Below are 25,635 nucleotides of genomic sequence, written 5' to 3'. Positions count from 1 at the left end.
GGCCAGGGAGTTTGGCCCGCCATACTGCTCCAGCCCAGCCACAAAATCCGACCGATCCGAAAAATCCGCCCGAATCAGTGGTACTTTTGCCTCTCCTCTGACCTGATCTTTCCCTCCGACGATGTCCATCGCCAAAACCTATACCCCCGCCGATGTTGAAGCCAAATGGTACCAGCGCTGGCAGGAACAGGGCTTTTTCAAAGCCAAAGTAAACCCCCGCAAGCAGCCCTACTCCGTGGTGATTCCGCCGCCCAACGTGACGGGCGTGCTGCACATGGGCCACATGCTGAACAACACGATTCAGGACGTGCTGGTGCGCCGGGCCCGGATGCAGGGCAAGGAAGCCTGCTGGGTGCCGGGCACCGACCACGCTTCAATTGCTACGGAAGCTAAAGTGGTGCAACTGCTTAAGGAAAAGGGAATTGAGAAAAAAGATTTGACCCGTGAGCAGTTCCTCGAGCACGCTTGGGAGTGGAAGGAAAAGTACGGCGGCATCATCCTGGAGCAGCTCAAGAAGCTGGGTGCCTCCTGCGACTGGGACCGGACTCGCTTCACCATGGAGCCCGAGCTGACCGAGGCCGTACTGCGCGTGTTCGTCGACCTCTACCAGAAAGGGCTTATCTACCGCGGCATCCGCATGGTAAACTGGGACCCCCAGGGCGGCACTGCCTTGTCCGATGAGGAAGTGCTGCCCAAGGACACCGTGGCCAAGATGTACCACCTGAAGTATGAAGTGGTGGGTGATAGAAGTGAGAAGTTAGAAGTGAGAAGTGAGACAAGAGAAAGGTTGTCTGACGATTCCAGTCAAGAGTCTCACTTCTCACCTCTCACTTCTCACTTCCTAACCGTGGCTACCTCCCGGCCCGAAACCATCATGGCGGACGTGGCGGTGGCGGTGAACCCCAACGATGACCGGTACAAACACCTCATTGGGCAAAAAGTAAGTATTCCGCTACTCGGGCGCGAAATTCCAATCATTGCCGATGAGTACGTGGCCATTGACTTTGGCACGGGGGCGCTGAAGGTGACGCCGGCCCACGACCTGAACGACTACGAGCTGGGCCTCAAGCACAACCTGCCGGTAATCGACATCCTCAACGACGACGGCACGCTCAACGAGAAAGCCCAGCTCTACGTGGGGCAGGACCGGTTTGCGGCCCGCCGCAACATCGTGAAGGACCTGGAGGAAGCCGGTTTGCTGGCCAAGGTGGAGGAGTACCAGAGCGTGCTGCAAACTTCGGAGCGCACCGGGGCCGTCATTGAGCCGCGCCTGAGTATGCAGTGGTTTCTGAAAATGGAGCACCTGGCCGGCCCCGCCTTGGCTGTGGTGGAGAGCGACCAGGTGAAGCTGCACCCGCCCAAGTTCAAGAATATGTACCGAGTGTGGATGGAAAACGTGCACGACTGGTGCATCTCGCGGCAGCTGTGGTGGGGGCAGCGCATCCCGGCCTACTACCTCCCGGATGGCTCCTTTGTGGTAGCCCTAACGGCCGAGGCGGCGCTTCAACAAGCTCGTGAACAGACTAGTAACAACGAGCTGACTTTGCAGGACTTACGACAGGACGAAGACGTGCTGGATACGTGGTTCTCGTCGTGGCTGTGGCCGATTTCGGTGTTCGACGGATTCAAGGACCCCGATAACGCCGACGTCAACTATTTCTACCCCACCGACGACCTCGTGACGGCCCCGGAAATCCTGTTCTTCTGGGTGGCCCGCATGGTTATGGCCGGGCTGGAATACCGCCGTGAGGTGCCCTTCCGCAATGTTTACCTCACCGGCATCGTGCGCGACGCTCAGGGGCGCAAGATGAGCAAGAGCCTCGGCAACTCGCCCGACCCGCTCGACCTCATGGCTCAGTACGGCGCCGATGGGGTGCGCACGGGTATGTTGTTTTCCTCGCCGGCCGGCAACGACTTGCTCTTCGACATCAAGCTGGTGGAGCAGGGCCGCAACTTCACCAACAAGCTTTGGAATGCCTTCCGCCTCATCAAAGGCTGGGAGGTGGATGCCGCCTTGCCTTTCGCCAACGACCGGGCCGTGGAGTGGTTTGCGGCCAAGCTGCACTCCACGCTCACGGAGCTGGACGAGCACTTCGACAAGTTCCGGATGAGCGACGCGCTGATGACGGTGTACAAGCTGGTGTGGGACGACTTCTGCTCGGTGTACCTGGAAATGGTGAAGCCCGCCTACCAGGCTCCCATCGACGCCGAAACCCTGCGCCACACCACCGGCTTCCTCGAAACGCTGCTCAAGCTGCTGCACCCGTTCATGCCCTTCATCACCGAAGAAATCTGGCACGAGCTGGCCGAGCGCGGCCCCAAGGAGTACGTGTGCGTAGCCGCCTGGCCCAAGGTCCAGCCCGTGCCCGGCGGCGCCCTGCTGCTCTCCCGCATGGACAAGGCCCTGGACATCGTGGCCGGCGTGCGCAACATCCGCAACCAGAAAGGCCTGGGCCCTAACAAGCCCCTGACGCTAGTTGCTAAAGCAGATTACGACAATCTGATGAGTGATTATGGCCACATAATCATGAAACTGGCGTCTTTAAACAGCATTCAGTACACTACCAACCACACGGCGGCTATTGGTTTTGTTGCTGCGGGAGCTGAATTTTCAATACCCCTGGAAGGCCAGATTGACGTGGGCGCCGAGAAGGAGCGCCTCACCAAGGAGCTGGAGTACACCCAAGGCTTCCGGGAGTCGGTGCTGAAAAAGCTGAGCAACGAGAAGTTCGTGCAGAACGCCAAAGCCGACCTGGTGGAGCGGGAGCGGCAGAAGCTGGCCGACGCCGAGGCCAAGATTGTGGCCCTGGAGCAGAGCCTGGCGGCGCTGTAATTGGTTTCTCGCTGAGGTACGCAGAGGAAAGGCGCCGAGGTCCGCCGAGTTGTCGTTGAACAGCTCAGCGCACCTCGGCGCCTTTCCTCTGCGTACCTCAGCGAGAAATATTCCTAAAAAATATCTGCATTTTAGAGCACTTTCCACTTCACGGTTTGCTCTATGAACCTCTTATCGACTTGGCTGACCGGCCTGAGCCTGCTGGTGGGCACCGCCGCCGCGGCTCAATCAGCCTCCCCAACTCCCATGCTCAAACCACCCGTTGCGGCTATCAAGCCCAAGCAGCTCACCTCGCCCTTCGGCACGCGCACCGACAACTACTACTGGCTGAATGAGCGCGAAAACCCGGAAGTGCTCAGCTACCTCCGCGCCGAAAACGCCTACACCGAGCAGCAGCTGGCCCCGGTGAAGGCTTTGCAGGATAAGCTGTTTCAGGAAATCAAGGGCCGCATCAAGGAGCAGGATGAGTCGGTGCCCTACCGCGACAATGGGTACTACTACTACACCCGCTACGAGGCCGGAGCCGAGTACCCGATTTACTGCCGCAAGAAAGACAACCTGAAAGCCCCGGAGGAGGTGCTGCTCAACGCCAACGAGCTGGGCAAGGGCAAGGCCTACTACCAGATTGGTGGTTTTGAGGTGAGCGACGACAACCAGGTGCTGGCCTACACGGAGGACGTGGTGAGCCGGCGCCTCTACACCCTGCGCTTCCGTAACCTCAAAACCGGCCAGCTCTACCCCGAGCAAATCCCGAACACCAGCGGCAACGCGGTGTGGGCCGCCGACAACAAAACGGTGTTCTACACCAAGAAAGACCCCGGTACCCTGCTCGACTACCAGCTCTACCGCCACACCCTGGGCACCGACCCCAAGCAGGACGCGCTGGTGTACGAGGAAAAGGACAACACCTACCGCATCCGGGTGGGGCGGTCGAAGTCGCGCAAGTACATCTTTTTGCAGGCCGGCAGCACCATGTCGTCGGAAACCCGGTTTCTGGACGCGGCTACGCCCACGGCGGCCCTCACCACCTTCCTGCCCCGCGAGGCCGACCATTTGTACGACGTGGAGCACTTCGGCTCGGATTTTTACGTGCGCTCCAATGCCGGGGCGCCCAATTTTCGGCTGCTGAAAACGCCCGTAGCCAACACCGCCAAAACCGCCTGGCAGGAAGTTATTGCGCACCGCCCGGCTGTGTTTCTGGAAAATATGGAGCTGTTTCGGGACTATCTGGTGCTGGGCGAGCGGAGGGAAGGGCTGCTGCAGCTGCGCGTGATTCGGTGGAAGGACAAGCAGGAGCACTACCTCAATTTCGGGGAGCCGGCCTACACGGCGGCCATCAGCATCAACCCGGAGTTTAACACGCCGGTGCTGCGCTACAGCTATTCTTCGCTCACCACGCCCAACTCCACTTACGATTACGACATGGGCGCCCGCACCAAAGCCCTGCGCAAAGAGCAGGCCGTGCTGGGCGGGTTCAAAAAAGAAGATTACATAACGGAACGGGTGTACGCCACGGCCACCGACGGCACGCGCATTCCCATGTCCATCGTTTACAAGAAGGGCTTCAAAAAGGACGGTTCGGCGCCGGTGTTGCAGTACGCCTATGGCTCCTACGGCATCTCCATGAACCCCACCTTCAGCGCGGCCCGGCTCAGCTTGCTCGACCGGGGCTTTGCCTACGTGGTGTGCCACATCCGGGGTGGGCAGGAGATGGGCCGGCAGTGGTACGAGGATGGCAAAAAGCTCAAGAAGAAGAACACGTTCACGGACTTCACCGACTGCTCCAAGTTCCTGATTGACCAGAAGTGGACTTCGGCGCAGAAGCTGTTTGCCATGGGTGGCTCGGCGGGCGGCCTGCTGATGGGTGCCGTCGTGAACCTGCACCCGGAGTACTACAAAGGTGTGGTGGCGGCAGTGCCCTTCGTGGATGTAGTAACCACCATGCTCGACGCAAGCATTCCGCTGACCACCGGCGAGTACGACGAGTGGGGCAACCCCAACCAAAAGGAGTTCTACGACTACATGCTCAGCTACTCGCCCTACGACCAGGTGAAGGCCCAGGCTTACCCCAACATGCTCGTTACCACCGGCCTGCACGACTCGCAGGTGCAGTATTTCGAGCCAGCCAAGTGGGTAGCCAAGCTCCGCACCCTGAAAACCGACAACAACCTGCTGCTACTGCACACTGATATGGACGCCGGCCACGGCGGCGCCTCCGGCCGCTTCAAGTCCATCCACGACGTAGCCCGGCAGTATGCTTTTATGCTCATGCTGCTGGGGGTGAAGGCGTAGTTTCTCGCAGTGTTGCGCAGTGGTCTAACGTCGTCTGAACACTGCGAAACACTGCGCCTTTTCACTGCGCAACACTGCGAGAAACTAGTCCCGCACCTTCAGGCTATCCGGCACGACCCCTCGCGTGGCGGCTACGAGTTGGTTTTGCAGCTGGAAATTCACCTGCTCACAGTCGGCGAAGCGGCGGTTGGCCTGGGTTAGGGCTTCTTCGGCCGTGCGCAGGCGCAGGTAGAGAAAGATGATGAGGCCCAGCGCAAGCACCAGGGCCACAAGAGAAACAACGCGGTTCATACAAGAGGAAAAGGGCCGGACAAGCAAATGGCTGGCCGCTCCCGCAGGAACCGCCAGCCACTCACCAGTTCAGCTGGTCAGAAACTAAATAGCCGTGTTGGGGTCGAACTGCTCCAGGTAGTCGGCCACCTTGCGCACGAACATGCCGCCCAGGGAGCCGTCTACCACGCGGTGGTCGTAGGAGTGCGACAGGAACATGAAGTGCCGGATGCCGATTAGGTCGCCCTGGGGTGTTTCGATGACGGCGGGCTTCTTCTTGATGGCGCCCACAGCCATGATGGCCACCTGGGGCTGCATGATGATGGGCGTGCCCATGACGTTGCCAAACGAGCCCACGTTGCTCACCGTGTAGGTGCCGCCTTCCAGGTCTTCGGGCTTGAGCTTGTTGGCACGGGCTCGGCCGGCGAGGTCGTTTACGCGCTTGCTCAGGCCGTTGAGGTTGAGCTGGTCGGCGTTGTGAATCACGGGTACGATGAGGTTGCCGGAGGGCAGGGCCACGGCCACCCCAATGTTGATGTCACGCTTCTTGATGATGTAGTCCCCGTCTACCGATACATTGATGTTGGGCAAGTCCTGAATGGCGCGGGCAATGGCCTGGATGAAGATGGGCGTGAAGGTGAGGTTCTCGCCCTCGCGCTTCTTGTAGGTGTCCTTGTGCCGGTTGCGCCAGTTCACGATTTCGGTTACGTCGGCCTCCACAAATGAGGTAACGTGGGGCGAAATCCGCTTGGAATCCACCATGCGCTGGGCAATCATCTTGCGCATGCGGTCCATTTCAATCAGCTCCTGCCCACCACTTACTGAGGGCGCAGGCTTGCTGGCAGTCTGCGGAGTAGACGCAGGTTGTGCCGCAGCTACTGGAGCAGCCTGGGGCACCGGGGCCACCTGCGGAGCGGGAGCAGCCGGGGCCGCAACGGCCTGGGGCTGAGCTGCGGCGGCTACGGGGGCGGCCGTGGGAACCAGCGGCTTTTTGCCGGCAGCTACGTAGTCGAGAATATCCTTTTTGGTGACGCGGCCTTCGCTGCCGGTACCGGGCAGGTACTCCAGGTCGGCCATGGAAATGCCTTCTTCGCGGGCAATGCTGAGCACCAGCGGGGAGTAGAAACGGCCAGTTTGGGGCTGCGCGGCCGTGGCTATGGCCAGGGCGGGGTTGGCCTGCGGGTCATGAGCTTCGGGCAGGTAAGGCACTTCGGCAGCGGCTTTCTCTACGCCATTGCTGGACGGAGCGGGAGCCGCCGCCGTGGCGGCTGGCGCGGCAGTAGTGGCACTGGCGGCATCGGTTTCAATCACGGCAATGGGGGCGCCCACGGCCACCACCTGGCCTTCCTGCACCAGAATCTCCTGCAACACGCCGGCATGAAGGGCGGGAACTTCGGTGTCTACCTTGTCGGTGGCTACTTCCAGCACCGATTCGTCCTGCTCAATGGCGTCGCCTACTTGCTTGAGCCATTTCAGAACGGTGCCTTCCATAATGCTTTCGCCCATTTTGGGCATCACCATTTCTACTCGTGCCATGCGGTTGTCGGGGAGGGTATTTGGGGGTGTGGGTGATTGTACGTCAGCGTAGTAGCTACTGAAGACGGCCGTTTTCTGGGTGGGACAAGCCGGCTCCACGCTGGTCAAAGGTAGCTGTTTTGGCTGGGCGCGCCAATGCGGGCGAAATTTCGCACCGGGCTGGCTGAAGAGGTAAAAGCCGACAAGCACGCCGTCATGCTGAGCCTGTCGAAGCATCTCTACCTCTGGCTAACTTCAATCATGCAGACGAAGCGGTAGAAATGCTTCGAAAAGCTCAGCATGACGGCCTTGTATAACTGCCTGCACAGGCAATTAGCCTTGCGGCGGCAGGCTCTGGCGCAGCAGGTTGAGGGCGGCGGTGGCGGTGTACTCCACGTTGAGCTGGCGGCCCCGGTCGAAAGTAAACTGCTTGCTCACGGTGCGGTGCTGGTCGGCGTAGGCTATGCAGATGGTGCCCACGGGCTTGTCGGGGGTGCCGCCGTCGGGGCCGGCAATGCCGCTGGTGGCCAGGGCCACATCCACGCCCAGGCGGCGGCGCAGGCCTTCGGCCATTTCGCGCACGGTGGCTTCGCTCACGGCCCCGTGGGCGGCCAGGGTGTCGGGGCGCACGTCGAGCTGCTGCACTTTTACGTCGTTGGAGTAGGCCACCACGCTGCCCTGGAAGTAGTGGGAGCTGCCTGGCACGCTGGTAAGGCGGTGGGCCAGCAGCCCGCCCGTGCAGCTCTCGGCCGTGCCTACGGTGAGGCCCCGGTCGCGCAGCAGCTGGCCCACGGCTTTTTCCAGGGTGGTTTCGCCTTCGGCAAAAATATACTCGCCTAGGCGCTCCTGCAGGGCCGGCAGCAGCTCCTGCATCCGGGCGCGCAGGTTGGGCTGGCCGTCGTCGTGGCCGGTGAGGCGGAGGCGCACCCCGCCCAGGTAGGGCAAGTAAGCTAGCTTCACGTTCGGGGGCAGGGCGTCTTCCCAGTCGGCAATCTTCTCGGCCAAAAACGACTCACCCAGGCCTACAGTCTGAATGACGATGTGCTCAATGGCGGGCGTATTGAAATAAGCCTGCAGCTTGGGCAGCACGATGTCGGTCATCATGCGCTTCATTTCAAACGGCACGCCCGGCATGCTCACAAACACGGTGCCCTGGTCCTCAAACCACATGCCCGGCGCCGTGCCCACGGCGTTGAACACCACCTCGCAGTTGCTGGGCACCAGGGCCTGCTGGCGGTTCACGTCGAGCATGGGGCGGTTGAAGCGCCGGAAAATAGCCTCCACGTGCTCCAGAGTGGGCGGATGCAGCACCAGTTCGGCCCCAAAGTAGCGGGCCAGCACATGCTTGGTCAGGTCGTCTTTGGTGGGGCCGAGGCCGCCGGTCATCAGCACCACCTCGGCCCGCTGCCGGGCCAGGTCCAGAGCCGCCACAATCTCGTCGGCCCTATCCGACACGCTGGTAATCTGCTTGACGCGAATACCGAGCTTGCCTAGCTCCTGGCCCAGAAAGGCTGAGTTGGTGTCGATAACCTGACCGTACAGCAGCTCGTCGCCGATGGTAAGAATCTCTGCGTTAGGAACCTGGGGCATAAGGGGAGGAGAGAGAAGGTGAGGAAAGCTACTTTTGGTCTGGTTTGTGCAACTGCACGGGGCCAGGAGCACCCGGTGCCCTTAACCGCTTGTAGCCGCTTCGAGTTATGAAAAAGATTTGCCTTTCCCTGCTGCTGGCTGCCCTGCTGGGCCTTGCCGGCACTGCCGCTGCCCAAACCATCCGCATCCCCAAAATTGGCGGCTTGCAACTGCCCCAGCCCCGTACCTCCACCACCAAAGCCGGCAGCACCGGCAGCCTCAGCCAGGACGAAGCCGCCCGCGGCCTCAAAGAAGCCCTGACCCAGGGCATCAGCAAAGGCGCCGACCAAGCCTCCCAAACCGACGGTTTCTACCTGAACCGGCTGATTCGCATTCCGTTTCCGCCCGATGCCCAGCGCGTGGCCACCACGCTGCGCTCCATCGGCCTGGGCCGGGAGGTCGATAAGTTTGAGCTAACCCTGAACCGCGGGGCCGAAGACGCCGCCAAGAGCGCCAAGCCCATCTTCCTGGCTGCCATCAAGAGTCTGACCTTCAAGGATGTGTGGGGCATCCTGACCGGCGAGAAAGACGCGGCCACCAACTACCTCAAGCGCACCACCACCGAGCAGCTCACCACGGCCTTCAAGCCCATTATTCAGCAAAGCCTCGACAAAGTAGGCGCCACCCGTTACTACGCGGCCCTTACCACCCGCTACAACCAGATTCCGCTGGTGCGTCCCGTCCAAACCGACCTCAATCAATACGCCACCGACAAGGCCATCGACGGCCTGTTCACGCTCATTGCCCAGGAAGAAGCCAATATCCGCGAAAACCCTGTGGCCCGCACCACCGAGCTGCTCCGCCGCGTCTTCGGCCGGAAGTCCTCTTAGTAATGTGTTTGAATGTGAGAAATGTGGGAAATGAGAAAAGTGTGTTGAATGTGGAAAATGCTTTAATGTAAATGGATAAAGCTGCTAAGTGAATCAGTGGCATGAATAGAACAGCAAAGGCCCACCTTCTGCTTCAGAAGGTGGGCCTTTGCGTGGAGTGAAGAAATGAATTATTGCTGCATTAGCACATTCATCACATTTCTCACATTCCCCCACATTAGTTAAAAATCATCGTCATCGTAGCTGGAGCCGCGGCGGCCGCTGCCGGTGCGGTGGCTGCCGAAGTCATCGTCCTCATCATCGTCGCTGGCGAAGTCGTCATCGTCGTCGAGGGAGCTGAAGCCGCGGCTGCTGTCGGGGTCCTCGGCGGCTTCGGCAGCGGTGTATTCCTCTTCCGTCATATTGGCCAGGTCCAGGGCCTCGTCGTGGGAGGAGCCCGTATCCCGCCACATCAGATAGTCGGCGTACTTGGCCGACAGCTGGTCTTCGGAAGAGCCCCGGGTTTTGCTGCCGCCGGTTTTGGCGAAGCTGTCTATCTCATCGTCATCGTCGAAGAGGTCGTCGTCGAGGTCGTCGTATTGTCTCATGGCCTTGTGAGGGGCGTAAGGGTGAAAGATACCGGGTGAAAGGGTGAGGATTGGTTTGGGTGCCAAGATACGCGCTAAGCCGTTATCTGGGTTACGGCTGGGCCGCACAAAAAACGACGCTAGGCGGTTGTGGCTGCGGTATCAGGCAGTTCGAGGCGGCGGTAGATGGTAAAGTAAGGTTACTGCCGAGGCCCGGAAGTATCAGGCGGAAAAGTTACTTTGCGATACACTTCAGTCAACGGTAACTCTATATCCAGCAGCGGAAGCGGGATACTAACCGCCAGATTGGAAAATATTTCCAGAAGCCACTTCTCACCTTCGTCGCGTGCGTACACCACAACCTCCGGCTGCTTGCTTGATACTAGTAAGTAGTATTGCAGGCTAGGAATCAGGCGGTACAACATGAATTTGTTGCGACGGTCAAGCTGCTCGGTACTTTTCGATGTTACTTCTACGAGCAGCGACGGATTCAACAGGGTATCGAGGTAGGCGTCGGGCCGGAACTCTGGCAACCCGCACACCACCGATACGTCGGGGTAAGAATACAACCCGGCAGCTGTGGTTTGTAGGCGCATGTCGCTGGCCCGAACAGTGCAGTCCCGGTCTCGTAAGGCGACATTTAACGTCGTAATCAAATTACCGGTAATAAGGTTGTGCTCATTACTGGCACCGGCCATGGCCACCACCTCTCCCTGGTAATACTCGTGCTTGAACTCGGCTTGCCGTTCCGCAGCCAGATATTCTTCGTCGGTGGCAAACGTCTTGGTATCAAGGAGCGGCTGAGGCTGCGCAGACATAATAGCGGGGCTTTTCTCAAAAATACGCAGCCAGGATGATAACCGGGCGCTACCGCGCCGCCTGCGCCCCAAAATCGGTAATCAGCAACTGCTCAGGGCAGAAGTCATATTCCTCGGGCACGTTGCTGGATATGAGCACGGTGCGGCCCGGCAGCGTGGCGCGCACGTGCTCCTGGTACCAGTGCACGCCGGCCCGGTCAAGGTTGGTGGTGGGCTCGTCGAGCAGCAGGAGAGGGGCGGCGCTGTACAGGGCCAGGGCCAGCTTCAGGCGCTGCTTCATACCCGACGAAAAGTCGCGCACCAGCTTATGGCGCGACTTTTCGAGGTACATCAGCTCGATGAGCTGAGCAGAGCTGAGGCCCGGCCGCAGCGGCTTGAAGCGGGTGTGAAACTGCAGCAGCTCGGTTAAGGTCAGCTCCTCAATCAGCTCCAGGTAGGGCGCAGCGTAGGCCAGGTAGGCCGGCACGTCCTCGACGGCCACCGCGCGCCCATCCTGCTCGTAGGTGAGCGTGCCCGCCGTAGGCAACTGCTGCCCCGACAGCGTGTTGAGCAAGGTGCTTTTGCCGGCCCCATTGGGGCCCAAAATAGCCGTGGCCGTGCCCGCCCGAAACACGTGGGTCAGCTCCCGAAATATCCAGTCCCGGGCAAACCGCTTGCCCAGCCCCACGGCGGTAATCTGCATCATAGAGAAGTGAGACGTTGAGACATGAGAAGTGAGACGATGTTCTGGCGGTAAAAGGTTCGGCAGAACATCGTCTCACTTCTCATGTCTCAACGTCTCAGGTCTAACATTATTCACCCAGATTGCCGCTGCCGCGGCCGTAGCCTTTGATGACGCCGCGGCCGGAGTTGCGGATGAAGTTTACCACTTCGTCGCGCTCCGGGGAGGGGGCCAGCTCCAGCTCAATCTGGTCGAGGGCGGCGGCGTTGTTGAGGCCGCTGAGGAAGAGCAGGCGGTAGAGCTGTTGGATTTCGGCAATCTTCTGGTCGGAGAAGCCGCGGCGGCGCAGCCCGATGCTGTTGATGCCGGCGTAGCTCAGCGGCTCCCGGCCCGCCTTCACAAACGGCGGCACGTCCTTGCGAATCAAAGAGCCGCCCGAAATCATGGCGTGGGGCCCGATGCGCACAAACTGGTGCACCGCCGACGACCCGCCGACGATGGCATAATCACCGATTTCGACGTGGCCAGCCACCTGCACGGTGTTGGCCAGGATGCAGTTGTCGCCGATAAAGCAGTCGTGGGCAATGTGGACGTAGGCCATGAGCAGGCAGTTGGCGCCCACCACAGTGCGCAGCTTGTCCACGGTGCCGCGGTTCACCGTCACGCACTCCCGAATCACGGTGTTGTCGCCGATGTGGGCCGTGGTTTTTTCGCCCGCAAACTTGAGGTCCTGCGGCACAGCCGCAAGTACGGCGCCCGGAAAAATCTTGCAATTCTTGCCGATGCGGGCCCCCGCCATAATCGTCACGTTAGGCCCAATCCACGTGCCCGCCCCGATTTCAACGTCCTTGTCAATCGTGGTAAACGGCTCTACCACTACGTTCTGCGCAATCTTAGCCTCGGGGTGTATATAGGCGAGCGGCTGGTTCATTCGATGGGTAATTGGCAATTAGTAATTAAGAATTAATAATTAAGAATTGTCCCAACGGCCCGAGAAACGGATGTCGTATGAGAATTATTCATTCTTAATTATTAATTACTAATTCAAAAATCAGGCGTCTTTGCGGATGATGCTGGCCGACATTTCGGCTTCCATCACCACCTTGCCGTTCACGTAGGCTTTGCCGCTCATTTTGGCAATGCCACGCTTGATGGGGGCCATCAGCTCACACTTGAAAATGAGGGTGTCGCCGGGCAGCACTTTGCGGCGGAAGCGGCAGTTTTCGATGCCCAGGAAGTAGGTCCAGTAGTTCTCGGGGTCAGGCACGGTGTTGAGCACTAGAATGCCGCCGGTCTGGGCCATGGCCTCAATCTGCAACACGCCGGGCATTACGGGGTTGCCGGGGAAGTGGCCGGGAAAGAAGGGCTCGTTCATCGTCACGTTCTTCACGCCCGTCACGGTGCTGGCGTCGAGGTGAATGATTTTGTCGATGAGCAGAAAGGGGTAGCGGTGGGGCAGAATCTGGCTGATCTGGTTGATGTCCATTACCGGCTCGCGCGACGGGTCGTAGGTCGGCACGGGGCTGGTGTGGGCCTCCATCATCTTCTTTTTAATGCGCTTGGCGAAGGCCACGTTGGCGGCGTGGCCGGGGCGGGCGGCCAGAATCTGGCCTTTCAGCGGGCGGCCTACCAGGGCCAGGTCGCCCACCAGGTCGAGGAGCTTGTGGCGGGCCGGCTCGTTTTTGTAGCGCAGGTCCACGTTGTTGAGGATGCCTTCTTTCTTGACGGCCACTTTGGGCTTGCCCAGCATGGTGGCCAGGTCACTCAGCTCTTCCTCGCTCACCACGCGGTCTACCACCACAATGGCGTTGCTCAGGTCGCCGCCCTTGATCAGGTTTTGCTTGTAAAGGGCTTCCAACTCGTGCAGAAAGCAGAAGGTGCGCGACGAGGCAATTTCCGTGGCAAACTGGTCGATGTGGGTGAGGGAGGCGTGCTGGGAGCCCAGCACCGGCGAGTTGTAGTCCACCATCACCGTGAGGCGGTAGGAGTTCAGCGGCAGACCGGCAATTTCCACGGCCCGGGCGTTGTCCACGTAGCGGATTTCGTCGGGAATCTCGTAGTAGTTGCGCAGGGCGTTTTGCTCTTCCAGACCCACTTCCTGCAAGGGCCGGATAAACTCGAAGCTGCTGCCGTCCATGATGGGCGGCTCGGGGCCGTCCAGCTGAATCAGCACGTTATCAATCTGCAAGCCTACCAGCGCGGCCAGCGTGTGCTCCACGGTGTTGACGCGGGCCCCGTTCTGCTCAATTGTCGTGCCGCGCGACAAGTCTACCACGTTGTCCACGTCGGCGTCTACGGTAGGCTGGCCGGGCAAATCGATGCGCTGAAACTTGTAGCCGTGGCCCACGGGCGCGGGGCAAAACGTCATGGTGGCCTGCACGCCGGTATGAAGGCCGATGCCACTCACGGTGACGGGAGCCTTGATGGTATGTTGCTTGTCGTTCATTCTGGAGAGGTGAGAGGCGAGAGGCGAGAAGTGAGAAGAAAAACCGGCTTGCTGAGCGCAACAACGGCTTCTCACCTCTCACTTCTCATCTCTCACTTCTAAACCATGCAAAGCTAGGAGTTTTCCGGTTGGGTACGGCTGCGTTCAAGCTGGTCGAGGCGGCGCTCCAGGTCGGGCAGGCGGCGAAAAACGGCGTTGGCGCGCAAACTGTCGCGCAGGTTGAAGGCCGGGGAGCCTTGCAGCACCACTCCCTCTTCCTTGATAGACTTGCCCACGCCCGACTGCGCCGTGACGGTGGTGCGGTTGGTCAGGGTGAGGTGGCCGGCAATGCCCGTTTGGCCGGCCAGCACGCAGAAGTCCCCGATTTTGGTGGAGCCCGACACGCCTGTTTGGGCCGCTACCACGGTGTGGCGGCCCACCTCCACATTGTGGGCCAGCTGCACGAGGTTGTCGATTTTGGCGCCTTCCCGGATGATGGTAGAGCCCAGGGTGGCGCAGTCGATGGTGGTATTGGCGCCCACGCTCACGTTGTCTTCCAGCACTACGTTGCCAATCTGCGGGATGGTGCGGTAGGAACCGTCGAGCTGGGGCGCGAAGCCAAACCCATCGGAGCCGATGACGGCCCCCGCGTGAATGGTGCAGCGGGCCCCAATGACGGTTTCGGCGTAGATTTTGGCCCCGGCATACAGAATGGTACCGTCGCCGATACGCACCCGGTCGCCGATGAACACGTGCGGGAAAATCACCACGTCGCGCCCGATTTCGCAGTTCTCGCCGATGTAGGAGAAGGCCCCGCGGTAGTGGTTGTCGCCGATGGTGGAGCCGGCGCCGAGGAAGCTGGGCTCCTCCACGCCGCGCTTGCCGGTGCGCGTGGCCTGCTGATAAAACTCCAGCAGCGTCGTGAAGCTGGTGTACGGGTCGTCCACCCGAATCAGGGCCGCGGCGGTAGGCTGCTTCAGCTCCAGCGTGCGGCTCACGATGACGGCCGTGGCGCCGGTGCTGTAGAGGTAAGGTTCGTACTTAAGATTGGCCAGAAAGGAGAGTGAGCCGGCCTGAGCTTCTTCAATTTTTGCCAACCGGTCAATGCGCGGCGAGGCGTCGCCTTCCACTGCTCCGCGCAGCACTTCTGCTATCTGGCCTACGGTAAATTCCATCGGGCAAAAGTAGATAATGATTGTAGAACGCACTGTAGCGTGTTCATTCTAGAAGACCGCGCGCTAGAATCGTGCCTGAGGTGCGCGGGCCGTTGCGAACGACGAACAAGCTGAAGCATGTTCTACAAAATCTCTTTCGGGTAGCAGATGTAGTGCTTTTCCACGCGCTGGCTCAGGGCCCGGATGTTGGGCAGGTCGGAGGCTTCGGCTACGTTCACCACCCGGCCGCGCTTGGTCAGCACGTCGATGGTGTCCTGGCCGTCGGCGTCGTAGGCGTTGTTGCTGATGCGGCCGGCAATCATGAGCTGGGCCGCGTCGGCAGGCGGCAGCCGGAAATGGTCGGCAATCAGGTCCACGATGCCCAGCTGAAACTCCTGGTCGAAGGCCTCCTGCTGCACGGTAATCTTGAACAGATGCCGGTCGAGCATGCTCTGGGCCAGGTAATTGAGCACTTTGTCGGGGTGGTCGGCCCAGAGCTTGACGGCGCCCCACACGTCGGTATCATCGAGGCGGGTGAAGCGGCGCAGAATCTGGTCATCCTGCTCAAACTCCTGCTGCGTGACGTTGCGCGACAGAAAAAAGTGCAGAGCCGGCGAGGCCGGCACCGTGTGGCCGGCGCGCACCAGGTCGCGGGCCCGCTGCATGATGCGAATCACCATCTGCTCGGCCGACGTCACGGTTTTGTGCAAATACACCTGCCAGTACATCAGCCGTCGGCTCACCAGGAAGTTCTCGATGCTGTACACGGCCTTTTCCTCCAGCACCAGTCGCTCATTCACCACCGTGAGCATCTTGATGAGGCGGTCGGCGCCGGGGCGGCCTTCCTGCACGCCGGTGTAAAACGAGTCCCGGTTGAGGTAATCGAGCCGGTCCATGTCGAGCTGGGAGCTGACCAGCTGGTGAAAAAACGGCCGGGAGTAGGTGCCCTGGAAGATTTCGATGGCCAGGTCCAGGGCGCCGCCAAACTGGGCGTTGAGCTTGCGCATGAGGTGGAGGCTCAGCTGCTCATGGTGCACGTCGTGGAAGATGCTGCGCTCCAGGGCGTGGGAGAGGGGCCCGTGCCCGATGTCGTGGAGCAAGATGGCCGCCATGGCCGCTTCGCCCTCCCGGGCCGAAATCTTCACGCCCTTGTCTTTGAGCGTGCGCAGGGCCAGCGTCATCAGGTGCATGGCGCCCAGGGCGTGGTGAAAGCGCGTGTGCAAGGCCCCCGGATACACGAAAGAGGTAAGCCCCAACTGCTGAATCCGCCGCAGCCGCTGAAAATAGGTGTGCTCTATGAGGTCAAACAACAACTCCGTCGGGATGGTCACGAAGCCATACACCGGGTCGTTGAAGATTTTCTTTTTGTTCATTTAGGATCTAGGGGTCTTAGGGGCTTGGGGTCTTGGATCATTTATTTTTACTCCGCACCCTGACTGCCTTTGACTTTTTGATAGTAGGCAGCTAACATTTTACGCAGTCGTACAACATCAGACAATAAGGCTTCTATGGCTTCCGTTGAAGAATATCCCAACGCTTGTGCTAGCAGAAGTTGAGATTCTAACTCGCTAGCGGACCCCATAGCAATGGTAAGAAAGCGCAACAAGTCCGGCTTCGACAGTCGACCGCAGCCTTCAGCAATATTGTGTGGTACCGAGCCCGCCGAACGGCGCAGCTGGCTGGTTAAACCAAATAACTCATCCTTAGGAAAATGCCGCGTTAGCTGGTAAACAGCTACTGTTACCTCTTGACCATGTTGCCAAATGCGTAGTTTTCGAAAGTCAAACATAAATACTTAAAAACGGTAGTTGAACCATTCAGCGCGTCTACCGTGTCAAATAAGCTGAATCATATTTTTCTGTTTCCCGGTAAAGCTAGTTGCTTTGCCGCAGCATCAGGGAAAAAAGCGAGCTTGGTTTTCTGCCTATCAAGCAGCGAAATAACCAAGCTCCCAAGCCCCTAAGACCCCAAGACCCTATATGCAATACTCCATCCTCTGGGCCGACGATGAAATCGACCTGCTCAAACCGCACATTCTCTTTCTCAAGGAAAAAGGCTACGACGTAACCGGCGTGAATTCCGGCGCCGACGCCATCGAGCAAATTCAGGAGCAGACCTACGACATCGTGTTTCTGGACGAGAATATGCCCGGCCTTACGGGCCTGGAAACCCTCACCGAAATCAAGGCCGCCCGCCCCACCGTGCCGGTGGTGATGATTACCAAGAGCGAGGAAGAGCACATCATGGAGGAGGCCATCGGCTCCAAGATTGCCGACTACCTCATCAAGCCCGTCAACCCCAGCCAGATTCTGCTGTCGGTGAAGAAGGTGCTCGACAACAAGCGCCTGGTGAGCGAAAAAACCAACTCCGGCTACCAGCGCGACTTCCGCCAGCTGGGCATGCAGCTCTCCGACCGGCTCTCGGCCCAGGAGTGGGCCGAGGTATACAAAAAGTTGGTATACTGGGAGTTGGAAATCAACGAAACCGAGGGCAAGAGCATGGCCGACGTCTTCAACATGCAGAAGGACGAGGCCAATACCTACTTCGGGCGCTTCATCACCGAGAACTACGAGGACTGGGTGAACGGCGACGACAAGGAGGCCCCGCTGATGTCGCACCAGCTGTTTCAGCAGCGGGTGTTTCCGCTGCTCAAGGACACCGGCGACACGCCCGTCTATTTCCTGCTCATTGACAACCTGCGCTACGACCAATGGAAGGTGCTGGAACCCATTATTGCCGAGTTATTTACGGTGGATAATGAGGAAACCTACTACAGTATCCTGCCCACCACCACGGCCTACGCCCGCAACGCCATCTTCTCGGGCATGATGCCCGGCGACATTCAGAAGAAGTATCCCAACCTGTGGGTGTGGGACGACGACGACGAAGGCAAGAACATGCACGAGGCCGAGTTCATGGAAATCATGTTCCAGAAGGCCGGCCAGAAGCACAAGTACTCCTACAACAAGGTCACGAACCTGCAAGCCGGCAAGGACCTGCTGGGCAAAATGGCCAACCTGCACAACAACTACAAGCTGAACGTCATCGTCTACAACTTCGTAGACATGCTCAGCCACGCCCGCACCGACATGGCCATGATTCGGGAGCTGGCCGCCGATGAGTCGGCCTACCGCAGCATCACGCGCAGCTGGTTCCTGCACTCGCCGCTCTACGAGATGCTCCAGCAGATTGCCGAGCGCAAAGGCAAGCTTATCATCACCACCGACCACGGCACCATCCGCGTAAAGCGCCCCTACAAAATCGTGGGCGACCGGAACACGAACACCAACCTGCGCTACAAGCACGGCAAAAACCTGGGCTTCGACGACAGCAAGGATGTGTACACCGTGCGCAAGCCGGAGCGCATCTTCCTGCCCCGCGAAAACGTGAGCACCGCCTATGTATTTACGGTGGGCGACTATTTCTTCGCCTATCCCAACAACTACAACTACTACGTGAACTACTACAAGGACACGTTCCAGCACGGCGGCATCTCCCTGGAGGAGTGCATCATCCCGTACGTGACGTTGAGCCCGCGGGGGTAATAGCATTGAAAATTATAAAGAAGAGGTGAGCTACTTTGGCTCACCTCTTCTTTATTCACGAAAATTTGCTGCTATTTCAATTGCTAACTCTGAGGTTTCTGCAGAGCATTGTAAAATAGGTATAAGCTGCACAAAATAGCCGGAGATAACAGAATAATCGTTCTAGGTTGCGGTATTTTCTCCAAGCCATAAGCTAGAAATATAAGAAATGGTGCAATAAGTAGAAGTATTATTAGTAAACACATCGGAAGAAATAAGGTAATAAGTAACTGGCTTGTCATACCACCTTTTCGGTGTTTCTGACGCATAATAGCCCATATGGCACACACTATTTGAGGAGCCCAAAAAAATACAATGAGAACTGCTGCCATCATGATTACGCTTTAATATGGTCGATTCACCTTCCCCATCCAGCAACTCTTGCAACTCGCCGGGGCGGAGGTCGGCTTTTTCGGACTTGTCATACATCGTAAGCAAAATGATTTCCTCGTCTACTACAGCTTAGATAAAAAATCACTCTTGCGCCACCAGAACGGCCCTTACCCTTGCTTCTAATGGCAAGACGAATCTTGTAGCAATTCTGCCCAAGAGGTTTGCCTGAGGTTGGGTTTACCAGTAGTTACTGCTGCATTTGCTGTATTTCCAGCAGCAACGACGGATACTTTTTAAGTAGCGGCTTGGTGTCGCGCTTGAATTTGTCGAGGAGCCTGATTCTATAGCTCATTCAAAAATTCATCGAGCGTCTGTAATTGAATCTCACCGCGCTGATACTGCTTCAGCTCCCGCAAGGCCTCCAACACATCTTCACGCACGGAAGGCAATTGCTTTTTTTGCCTTTTTGCTTTCGGCTTTTGCTCTAGCATCAGTTCCGCCAGCTTCTGTCGTTCATCAGCAGTGAATTGCTGGCGTAGCAAATCAGCCAGTTGCGAAATTGTGAGCGGAATGGTCAGGTGTAGCGTGTTCATACTGGCAAGATACTAGGTTTATCCACCGAATGATACTGTAGCCAAGTTGCCACAGGAACACGTTCCGGTGCGGCAGCATCTTACTGAAGGGGCATCTTTTCCGCTTACAATGCTCAACTCATGAGTTCAGCAGCCATTACCAGAGAGGCCGGTCAGTGACCGGCCTTTTTTTGTGCCTTGCGGTAGGCCTTGGAAGTGGTGATAAGGATAACGCCGTTGGCGCCGCGGGTACCATAGAGGGCAGTAGCTTCTGCACCCTTCACAACTACGATTTCCGTAATGTCATTGGGATTGAGGTTTTTGATGTCCTCAAAAGAAGATGCCGGCACGCCATTTACAACACAGAGGGGTTCGGTTTTGGGTGTGCGGGTGCTGGCGCACGTGATTCGGATAGCTTTAGCTTTTGCTGAGTCGGGACGCTGGGCAATGCTGGCTTGCTGGGTTGCTTGGGGTGGCTCGGGCGTTTGGGCCTGCGCCACGGATGCGGCTGCAAGCAAGCTGCTAAGTAGGAGGAATCGTGGGAAAAACAGCATGAAGAGGGGACAAAAGGTGAATGGATGAGACAGGCAGTTGACGGCTCACAAGTGGGTTTTTGGTGCCGGGCCCCAGCAGCCTATTACTCAGATGCCACCTAAAGCGGCTTTCCATAGCCGAACCGAAAAATAAATATGCGCCGAAAACGGGCGGATTGTGACAATCAGATATAGCGCTATACTAGGTTTGGGCAGGGGCAACGTGTACCTTGTTCACATCCAAGGAGTACAACCTGCACCGCTATGAATTCAACCACTACTGCCGTCGTCCTCATCGAGTTTCAGAACGACTTTACGACCCCCGGTGGCTGCTTGCACGAGGCCGTGCGCAGTGTGATGCAGCAAACCAACATGCTGGCTCACACCGAGGAGCTGGTGCGCCAAGCCCGCACCTATGGCGCCCTCATTGTGCACGTGCCTATTTCCTTCACCGAAAACTTCCGGGAGCTGCGCCCGCGCCCCTACGGCATTTTGAAAAGCGTCGTCGACAGCAACGCCTTCCGGCAGGGCTCCTGGGGCGCCGACATTGTGGACGTGCTGCGGCCCCAGCGCCAAGACATCATTATCGAAGGCAAGCGCGGCCTCGACGGCTTCGTGAGCACCAACCTGGACTTCATTTTGCGCCAGCGCGGCATCACCCACGTGGCCCTGGCCGGCTTCCTCACCAACTGCTGCGTCGAGTCCACGATGCGCACGGCCTACGAGCTGGGCTACTATGTGTGCACCCTCACCGACTGCACCGCCACTGTGAGTGAAGAACAGCGCCTGGCCTGCGAAAAGAACTTCCCCATGTTCTCGCAGCCGCTCACCCACACCGAGTTTCTGGAGCAGCTCATGGCCCCGGCCGAGCCCGTCGGCGTGGGGCGCGGGTACTATGGGTAAGTTGCGCCCAGCCAGGCACTACCCAAAAAAACCGGCCGGCGACGTACTGTCTACCGGCCGGTTTTTTTGGGTACTTACGGCTATTTACCGTTGAACACAGCTAGAATTGCCCTTTTGGTTTGGATAACTCGCCGCCGCTGAAGGTTTGTAGGGTCTTCCTGCTCACATTCCTCAGCAGCATAATACGATATAGCCCTGCTGTTTTTCCTGGTGATTAGATAAAATGTATCCCGCGAGGCGTCATCAATCATGCACGTATTCTTTGGGTTTATAATTTCCTGAGCCTGCCAGATAGCAGACGAATTGATTTGTTGCCAGCTCACGGCGCTTTGTTGTCGCGCAATTGGGAAAGGCAAAAAATAGCGGTTGGTATCAGGCTTTGCATGCTGAAAAGCTGTTTCTTCGCTGCTAAACTTGCGAATCAAGCCACCAGGTATGTGCGCTCCTTTGCTTTCTCTATATGGACTTTTATACGTGAAATAATAACTCTGGCTTCCTTGCTTTGCCACAATATAGTAATTGGGATGAGGATACCAGGAACTCCACGCATGATAGATAATCGTACTGTCAAAATTTGCTTGAAAAAATTGTAGCAATCGGTCTGGTTTGTGATGCTGAGCACGTCCTGGAGTGTAGAACAAGCAGCATAGCAATATTGTCGTCAGGTGCCGCATGGCAAGTAAGATTTTAGACGGTGATTTAATTGACATTTTGCCTTGCCAATTATATTTGTAGATATTCAATTGGACGCACGGGTGATGCGTATTTTGACAACAATTGGATGAGAATAATTTGGGCATCAGTACACGATATATTGGGCCTTACCGTCAACGGTCTCCATAATTAAAATCTTTTTACACAATAATGCGTTCCTGCATTTGTGGCTGATTAACATCATTAAACTATGATACATAATATAGATGACAAAAAAACATTATTTAGGTTGTTTATTAGTTCAATATAATCGGCAATGTAATAATACTTATTTAGTACAATCTTGTAGTTCTGTTGTTAAGAATCTGTTTATTGCTTGCTCAAAATGATTTGTTTTATTACGAGACTCAATCTCATCTTTAAAATATTTAGTTTCCTCAAGACCCATTAAAGCTAAGTATTTGTAAATTTCTATATCTCCGCCAATTTCGGCATATGTTCTCGGGTAATTTGCTTGGACAAATGTTCGCATACCTTCAGCTATTATATTATTATGTACAGCCATGAACTGATGAGTGGCATTCACCCAATCCGCACTACTTTGTGAGGTAGATTCAATGTAGCTTGCTAGCTCTTGTAAATTCATGTCGTTAATTGACTTTGGCCAATTTGATACAGTAAATGTTCCAAAAGTGGAAATAGCATACTGTTGTAAATTAGCATGGAATGCCTCGTGAAAAAAAGTCGTGGCTCCCCAAATAGCATGTTGGTATTCTAGAATAGATTTATCTATTTTTATTTGAGCCGTATTATTTGAGCTACTCCAACGGGTAATACCAGTCCAGCCATTAGGTAACTCATCTAAAGAGAACTCCACATTGTATCTAGCAGTATTCTGAAAATTAGCTAACAAGGCCATAAATTGTGAGTTGCTCTTGAGTTTAGAAAGAATACAATCTGCCTTTTCATTATCGGAAATAGATTGGCCCGTAATGATGTGCAATACCACATTGTTAGGGTCAGTGCCCGCCCAACCTCCGCCAGGGTCATTGTTGTAAGTAGGGCCCTCGTAGCCGCCAGGACCGCGGCCACTAGGACCGGTGCCCCCTCCACCTCCTGGGTTCTCAACGGGTAAGTTTCCGCCTGTGCCCGTACCGCCACCGGGTGAGCTGCCAACAATGGTAACGCCGGGCAGTATGTAATCATGCTGGCTATTCTTTTGTTTCAAGGTTACCGGTTGAGGTGCCTCTTCTTTGGAACAGCCGAACAACAATCCAATGCACAGTAGATAACAAAGTTTTGTTTTCATTATGAATGATTTGAAGTTTATTTTGTAACAAATAAAGCTCATGCATTGAGTTAATGCAAGAGATAGTAGTAGTTGTTGTGTATAATAGCTTCTAGGGGGACATAATAGTTGTTGCTGCAAGCCACCATTTTTCAGGCTCCTTTACTGCAACCCCGAAGCAGCCCGGCGCTTTTCGTCTTCGGCACTGGTGGCGCGCTTGCGGGCAGCGGCCACTTTCTCGCTGCCGAAGCGGTAGGTGAGCGAGGCCGTTACCACGCGCGTGTCCTGGGCTGAGCGGAACCGCTCCTCTAGCACCCGGTAGCGCGACGTTACACGCAGGGGCTGGGTGTAGAGCAGGTCGGTGGCGTTGAGGCGCAGGGTGGCGGGGCCCAGGCTTTTCTGCACGCCCAGGCCCAGCTGCCCAAACGAGCGGAGGTCCTGGTAGGCGTAGCGTTCCGGCGAGTTGTAGGAGCCGTTCACGTCGGCGCTCCAGCCGTGGCCCAGGGTCAGGGAGTTGTTCAGGCTCAGGATGGCACCAGGCCGGGCGGTGGGAGGCGGGGTTTCGGCTAGCTCGCCCTGAAACCGAATGTAGAACAGCTCGGCGTTGGCGTACAGCTTCCACCACTTGGCGGGTTCCAGCGGGGCGGTCAGGGTAAGGCCGTAGTGCTCCTGGGCGCGCAGGTTCACGTCGGTGGCGGCCACCAGGCCGTCGGCGTCCAGCAGGTACACGCTCACGATGGGGCGGGCGTAGCGGGTGTAACTCAGGGCCGTGCTCAGCTTCTGCCGAAACGTATGAGTTAGCTCCACCTGAGTGCTGGTCTGGGGCCAGAGCACGGGGTTGCCGGTGCGGTAGGAGGTGGGGTCTACGTAGGAGCGGAAGGGGTTGAGCTGGTTGTAGGTGGGCCGGTCGATGCGGCGGCTCAGGGACAGGGCCAGCTCGTGCCGCTCCGACAGGGGCCGCCGCACACTCAGGCTCGGAAACAGCTGAAAGTAGCTCCGGTCGAGGGCGGCGTGCTGGCCGGCTTCCTGGCGGCCGGTGGCAATGGTTTGCTCCCCGCGCAGGCCGGCCTGCACGGTGAGGCCGGGGCGGGTGCGGCTCAGAATGACGTAGGCCGCGTTGATGTTTTCGTCGTAGCGGAAGCGGTTGGTCAAGCCCGCGTCTACCTCGCGGCGGCCGTCCCGCTCCCGCTCAAACAGCACGTCGTTGTCGGACTCCACCTGGCTGACCTTCACGCCGGCTTCCAGGCGCAGGCCGTGGCGCAGGGGGCGCACGTAGTCGGCTTTGGCGCTCCAGATGGTCAGCTCCCCGTCCTGGTCGCCCAGGAGCACGGCCGGGCTATACAAGGAGCTGAGCAGGTCCGTGACGGTGAGGTGCAGGGTGCGGGTAAGGCTGTAGCGGGCCGCGTCCACGTCGGCAGTCAGCTCGGCAGTGCCCAAGGAGTCTTTCGGAAACTGGTGGCGCACCGACACGTTGGCCCCCACGTTGGGCGTGAGCAGCAGGCGGCGGTTGTCGGCCAGGAACGAGGCATCCAGCTGGCCGTGCTCGTTGTAGAACTGCGCCCAGTTGTCGCCCCTGGACGGCAGGCGGCTGCCCAGCCCACTCACCAGCACGCCCAGCGTGGTGCGGGCGCCCAGGGTGTAGTCGGCCCCGGCCCGCCAGGTGTGCGACTGAAGGTGGCTGCGGGGCGTGTTGCGCTGCACGCTGGTGCGGGTGGGGCGCCCGTCCTGCAAGTAGGCCCGCCGAAAGTCCAGCTCCAAAAAGTTTTGGCGGTCGGCGTAGGCGTAGGAGCCGTACAGGTTCAGGCTTTTGGTGCGGTGGTTGAGGCTGAGGCCCGAGGTGAACTTGCCGTAGCGGCCCCGGCCGTAGGCGGCGTTCAGGGAGCCGTTGGTACCCAGACGCTGGTCTTTGCGCAGGTTGATGGCAATGATGCCGGCCCCGCCCTGGGCGTCGTACTTGGCCGGCGGACTGGTAATCAGCTCGATGGAGCGCACCTGCTCGGCCGGCAACGACTGGAGCATGGTGGCCAGCTCGGCGCCGGTGAGGGGCACGCGCTTGCCGTCCAGCAGCACCAGCACGCCCTGCTTGCCGCGCAGGGCCAGGTTGTCGTTGCCATCGAGGCGCACGCCGGGGGCGCGGCCCAGCACGTCGAGGGTGGTGCTGCCGGCGCTCAGCGGGCTACCCTCTACGTTCACGATGGTGCGGTCGGGCAGGCGCTCAAACTGGGGGCGCTGGCCGGTTACGGTCACGCCTTGCAGCTGGGTGGCGGCGCTGGGCGTGAGGGTAAAGACCAAGGGCGGCGCGGAGGCGGCGCCGGCCTCCAGCGGGCCGGCCCAGGCACGGCCGTAGCCCACCTGCGCCACCGACACCAGGTAGCTCCCCGCTGCGGCGGGCTCCAGCTGAAACCGGCCTTCGGCGTCGCTGAACTCGGTTTTCAGGGCCAGCGAATCGGTGGGGCGGTGCAGCGTGACGGTGGCGTACTCCACGGCAGCGCCGGCGCTGGTGCGCACGGTGCCCGTGAGCGGGGCGGGCCGCAGCTGAGCCTGCGCGGCACCAGTAAAGACGAGTAATCCAGCTACAAAAGCGTGCGGAAGCCTACGCGAAGGGCAGGCCGGAAAGAAGAGCATAGTACACGTTCCAGGGGTTGTGGAAAGGCGGAAGTGCAATAGGAGGCAGAGCAGCGGGTAAGAGCCCCGGCGAAGTGCCGGCTGGTGGCTCCGGAGCGGAGGGCAGGTGCGGCAGCCGGTGGCCAGGGCCAGGCCGGTTGGGCGGCGGAA

At 58.3% G+C, this 25,635-nt stretch carries 22 protein-coding genes; 5 read left to right on the top strand and 17 right to left on the bottom strand.

The annotated features are described in order from the left end of the window. Window positions 1–121 precede the first annotated feature (121 nt). Together OIS53_RS05575 and OIS53_RS05570 are read left to right on the top strand one after the other, a co-directional pair. On the top strand, window positions 122–2,833 hold the full coding sequence (locus OIS53_RS05575; protein ID WP_264681409.1) for a valine--tRNA ligase: 2,712 nt from the start codon (window positions 122–124) through the stop codon (window positions 2,831–2,833). Between the two features lie 162 nt (window positions 2,834–2,995). Continuing rightward, complete coding sequence (locus OIS53_RS05570) at window positions 2,996–5,125, top strand: S9 family peptidase (protein WP_264681408.1); 2,130 nt, start codon at window positions 2,996–2,998, stop codon at window positions 5,123–5,125. A gap of 84 nt (window positions 5,126–5,209) precedes the next feature. Here OIS53_RS05570 and OIS53_RS05565 read toward each other — a convergent pair whose 3' ends face one another. The 3 genes from OIS53_RS05565 to OIS53_RS05555 form a co-directional block, all read right to left on the bottom strand. After that, on the bottom strand, window positions 5,210–5,416 hold the full coding sequence (locus tag OIS53_RS05565) for a hypothetical protein (protein ID WP_264681407.1): 207 nt from the start codon (window positions 5,414–5,416) through the stop codon (window positions 5,210–5,212). Window positions 5,417–5,500: 84 nt separating this feature from the next. Then, window positions 5,501–6,931, bottom strand: coding sequence for a dihydrolipoamide acetyltransferase family protein (locus OIS53_RS05560; RefSeq protein WP_264681406.1), 1,431 nt, complete (start codon window positions 6,929–6,931; stop codon window positions 5,501–5,503). Window positions 6,932–7,243: 312 nt separating this feature from the next. Then, window positions 7,244–8,500, bottom strand: a complete 1,257-nt coding sequence (locus tag OIS53_RS05555; protein WP_264681405.1) for a competence/damage-inducible protein A — start codon at window positions 8,498–8,500, stop codon at window positions 7,244–7,246. Between the two features lie 107 nt (window positions 8,501–8,607). Between OIS53_RS05555 and OIS53_RS05550 the strand changes: the two genes are divergently transcribed. Next, a complete protein-coding gene (locus OIS53_RS05550) occupies window positions 8,608–9,369 on the top strand; it encodes a DUF4197 domain-containing protein (RefSeq protein ID WP_264681404.1) in 762 nt (253 codons plus the stop codon). A gap of 221 nt (window positions 9,370–9,590) precedes the next feature. On the opposite strand, the gene OIS53_RS05545 is transcribed toward OIS53_RS05550, so the two are convergent. The 8 genes from OIS53_RS05545 to OIS53_RS05510 all read right to left on the bottom strand — a co-directional run bounded on the left by OIS53_RS05545 (window position 9,591) and on the right by OIS53_RS05510 (window position 16,782). Next, a complete protein-coding gene (locus OIS53_RS05545; protein ID WP_264681403.1) occupies window positions 9,591–9,956 on the bottom strand; it encodes a hypothetical protein in 366 nt (121 codons plus the stop codon). Between the two features lie 179 nt (window positions 9,957–10,135). Then, entirely contained in the window at window positions 10,136–10,753 is a 618-nt protein-coding gene (locus tag OIS53_RS05540; RefSeq protein ID WP_264681402.1) for a Uma2 family endonuclease, read from the bottom strand. A 49-nt stretch (window positions 10,754–10,802) separates the two neighbouring features. Next, a complete protein-coding gene (locus tag OIS53_RS05535; protein WP_319805477.1) occupies window positions 10,803–11,438 on the bottom strand; it encodes an ABC transporter ATP-binding protein in 636 nt (211 codons plus the stop codon). Window positions 11,439–11,544: 106 nt separating this feature from the next. After that, the gene (gene lpxA, locus OIS53_RS05530) at window positions 11,545–12,345 is read right to left on the bottom strand and encodes an acyl-ACP--UDP-N-acetylglucosamine O-acyltransferase (protein ID WP_264681401.1); all 801 of its coding nucleotides are present in this window, start codon (window positions 12,343–12,345) and stop codon (window positions 11,545–11,547) included. A 120-nt stretch (window positions 12,346–12,465) separates the two neighbouring features. Then, window positions 12,466–13,860: a bifunctional UDP-3-O-[3-hydroxymyristoyl] N-acetylglucosamine deacetylase/3-hydroxyacyl-ACP dehydratase gene (locus tag OIS53_RS05525; protein ID WP_264681400.1), complete on the bottom strand. Its 1,395-nt coding sequence runs from the start codon at window positions 13,858–13,860 to the stop codon at window positions 12,466–12,468. 113 nt (window positions 13,861–13,973) lie between these two features. After that, complete coding sequence (lpxD, locus tag OIS53_RS05520; protein WP_264681399.1) at window positions 13,974–15,014, bottom strand: UDP-3-O-(3-hydroxymyristoyl)glucosamine N-acyltransferase; 1,041 nt, start codon at window positions 15,012–15,014, stop codon at window positions 13,974–13,976. 122 nt (window positions 15,015–15,136) lie between these two features. Continuing rightward, on the bottom strand, window positions 15,137–16,366 hold the full coding sequence (locus tag OIS53_RS05515) for an HD domain-containing protein (protein WP_264681398.1): 1,230 nt from the start codon (window positions 16,364–16,366) through the stop codon (window positions 15,137–15,139). Between the two features lie 47 nt (window positions 16,367–16,413). Then, complete coding sequence (locus OIS53_RS05510; RefSeq protein WP_264681397.1) at window positions 16,414–16,782, bottom strand: four helix bundle protein; 369 nt, start codon at window positions 16,780–16,782, stop codon at window positions 16,414–16,416. A gap of 190 nt (window positions 16,783–16,972) precedes the next feature. Here OIS53_RS05510 and porX point away from each other — a divergent pair, with 190 nt between their 5' ends. Beyond that, entirely contained in the window at window positions 16,973–18,538 is a 1,566-nt protein-coding gene (gene porX / locus OIS53_RS05505) for a T9SS response regulator signal transducer PorX (RefSeq protein WP_264681396.1), read from the top strand. A gap of 162 nt (window positions 18,539–18,700) precedes the next feature. Here porX and OIS53_RS05500 read toward each other — a convergent pair whose 3' ends face one another. The 3 genes from OIS53_RS05500 to OIS53_RS05490 all read right to left on the bottom strand — a co-directional run bounded on the left by OIS53_RS05500 (window position 18,701) and on the right by OIS53_RS05490 (window position 20,036). Beyond that, window positions 18,701–19,006 (bottom strand): hypothetical protein, encoded by a 306-nt coding sequence (locus tag OIS53_RS05500; protein ID WP_264681395.1) that lies wholly within the window; start codon window positions 19,004–19,006, stop codon window positions 18,701–18,703. A gap of 245 nt (window positions 19,007–19,251) precedes the next feature. Further along, window positions 19,252–19,503, bottom strand: coding sequence for a hypothetical protein (locus OIS53_RS05495; RefSeq protein WP_264681394.1), 252 nt, complete (start codon window positions 19,501–19,503; stop codon window positions 19,252–19,254). Between the two features lie 152 nt (window positions 19,504–19,655). After that, window positions 19,656–20,036 (bottom strand): TonB-dependent receptor plug domain-containing protein, encoded by a 381-nt coding sequence (locus OIS53_RS05490; protein WP_264681393.1) that lies wholly within the window; start codon window positions 20,034–20,036, stop codon window positions 19,656–19,658. A 243-nt stretch (window positions 20,037–20,279) separates the two neighbouring features. Between OIS53_RS05490 and OIS53_RS05485 the strand changes: the two genes are divergently transcribed. After that, window positions 20,280–20,918, top strand: a complete 639-nt coding sequence (locus tag OIS53_RS05485) for a cysteine hydrolase family protein (RefSeq protein ID WP_264681392.1) — start codon at window positions 20,280–20,282, stop codon at window positions 20,916–20,918. 80 nt (window positions 20,919–20,998) lie between these two features. On the opposite strand, the gene OIS53_RS05480 is transcribed toward OIS53_RS05485, so the two are convergent. From OIS53_RS05480 to OIS53_RS05470, 3 genes are all read right to left on the bottom strand, one after another. Continuing rightward, window positions 20,999–21,661: a hypothetical protein gene (locus OIS53_RS05480; RefSeq protein WP_264681391.1), complete on the bottom strand. Its 663-nt coding sequence runs from the start codon at window positions 21,659–21,661 to the stop codon at window positions 20,999–21,001. Window positions 21,662–21,900: 239 nt separating this feature from the next. Then, window positions 21,901–22,881, bottom strand: a complete 981-nt coding sequence (locus tag OIS53_RS05475; RefSeq protein ID WP_264681390.1) for a hypothetical protein — start codon at window positions 22,879–22,881, stop codon at window positions 21,901–21,903. A gap of 141 nt (window positions 22,882–23,022) precedes the next feature. Then, window positions 23,023–25,485, bottom strand: a complete 2,463-nt coding sequence (locus OIS53_RS05470; RefSeq protein WP_264681389.1) for a TonB-dependent receptor — start codon at window positions 25,483–25,485, stop codon at window positions 23,023–23,025. Between the last annotated feature and the right edge of the window lie 150 nt (window positions 25,486–25,635).

The organism is Hymenobacter sp. YIM 151500-1 (assembly GCF_025979885.1).
Taxonomy (GTDB): Bacteria; Bacteroidota; Bacteroidia; order Cytophagales; family Hymenobacteraceae; genus Hymenobacter.
The sequence above is the reverse complement of the archived record's forward strand: the minus strand, read 5'-3'. Positions and strand labels throughout refer to the sequence as shown.

Excerpts from the sequence above, each read along its gene's own strand:
- OIS53_RS05485 (WP_264681392.1), top strand. The coding sequence starts at position 20,280 with ATGAATTCAACCACTACTGCCGTCGTCCTCATCGAGTTTCAGAACGAC.
- OIS53_RS05500 (WP_264681395.1), bottom strand. The coding sequence starts at position 19,006 with ATGTATGACAAGTCCGAAAAAGCCGACCTCCGCCCCGGCGAGTTGCAA.
- OIS53_RS05540 (WP_264681402.1), bottom strand. The coding sequence starts at position 10,753 with ATGTCTGCGCAGCCTCAGCCGCTCCTTGATACCAAGACGTTTGCCACC.
- lpxD (WP_264681399.1), bottom strand. The coding sequence starts at position 15,014 with ATGGAATTTACCGTAGGCCAGATAGCAGAAGTGCTGCGCGGAGCAGTG.
- OIS53_RS05550 (WP_264681404.1), top strand. The coding sequence starts at position 8,608 with ATGAAAAAGATTTGCCTTTCCCTGCTGCTGGCTGCCCTGCTGGGCCTT.
- OIS53_RS05525 (WP_264681400.1), bottom strand. The coding sequence starts at position 13,860 with ATGAACGACAAGCAACATACCATCAAGGCTCCCGTCACCGTGAGTGGC.
- OIS53_RS05555 (WP_264681405.1), bottom strand. The coding sequence starts at position 8,500 with ATGCCCCAGGTTCCTAACGCAGAGATTCTTACCATCGGCGACGAGCTG.
- OIS53_RS05475 (WP_264681390.1), bottom strand. The coding sequence starts at position 22,881 with ATGAAAACAAAACTTTGTTATCTACTGTGCATTGGATTGTTGTTCGGC.
- porX (WP_264681396.1), top strand. The coding sequence starts at position 16,973 with ATGCAATACTCCATCCTCTGGGCCGACGATGAAATCGACCTGCTCAAA.
- OIS53_RS05570 (WP_264681408.1), top strand. The coding sequence starts at position 2,996 with ATGAACCTCTTATCGACTTGGCTGACCGGCCTGAGCCTGCTGGTGGGC.
- OIS53_RS05545 (WP_264681403.1), bottom strand. The coding sequence starts at position 9,956 with ATGAGACAATACGACGACCTCGACGACGACCTCTTCGACGATGACGAT.
- OIS53_RS05470 (WP_264681389.1), bottom strand. The coding sequence starts at position 25,485 with ATGCTCTTCTTTCCGGCCTGCCCTTCGCGTAGGCTTCCGCACGCTTTT.
- OIS53_RS05510 (WP_264681397.1), bottom strand. The coding sequence starts at position 16,782 with ATGTTTGACTTTCGAAAACTACGCATTTGGCAACATGGTCAAGAGGTA.
- OIS53_RS05490 (WP_264681393.1), bottom strand. The coding sequence starts at position 20,036 with ATGCTGTTTTTCCCACGATTCCTCCTACTTAGCAGCTTGCTTGCAGCC.
- OIS53_RS05575 (WP_264681409.1), top strand. The coding sequence starts at position 122 with ATGTCCATCGCCAAAACCTATACCCCCGCCGATGTTGAAGCCAAATGG.
- OIS53_RS05565 (WP_264681407.1), bottom strand. The coding sequence starts at position 5,416 with ATGAACCGCGTTGTTTCTCTTGTGGCCCTGGTGCTTGCGCTGGGCCTC.
- OIS53_RS05515 (WP_264681398.1), bottom strand. The coding sequence starts at position 16,366 with ATGAACAAAAAGAAAATCTTCAACGACCCGGTGTATGGCTTCGTGACC.
- OIS53_RS05560 (WP_264681406.1), bottom strand. The coding sequence starts at position 6,931 with ATGGCACGAGTAGAAATGGTGATGCCCAAAATGGGCGAAAGCATTATG.
- OIS53_RS05535 (WP_319805477.1), bottom strand. The coding sequence starts at position 11,438 with ATGATGCAGATTACCGCCGTGGGGCTGGGCAAGCGGTTTGCCCGGGAC.
- lpxA (WP_264681401.1), bottom strand. The coding sequence starts at position 12,345 with ATGAACCAGCCGCTCGCCTATATACACCCCGAGGCTAAGATTGCGCAG.
- OIS53_RS05495 (WP_264681394.1), bottom strand. The coding sequence starts at position 19,503 with ATGAACACGCTACACCTGACCATTCCGCTCACAATTTCGCAACTGGCT.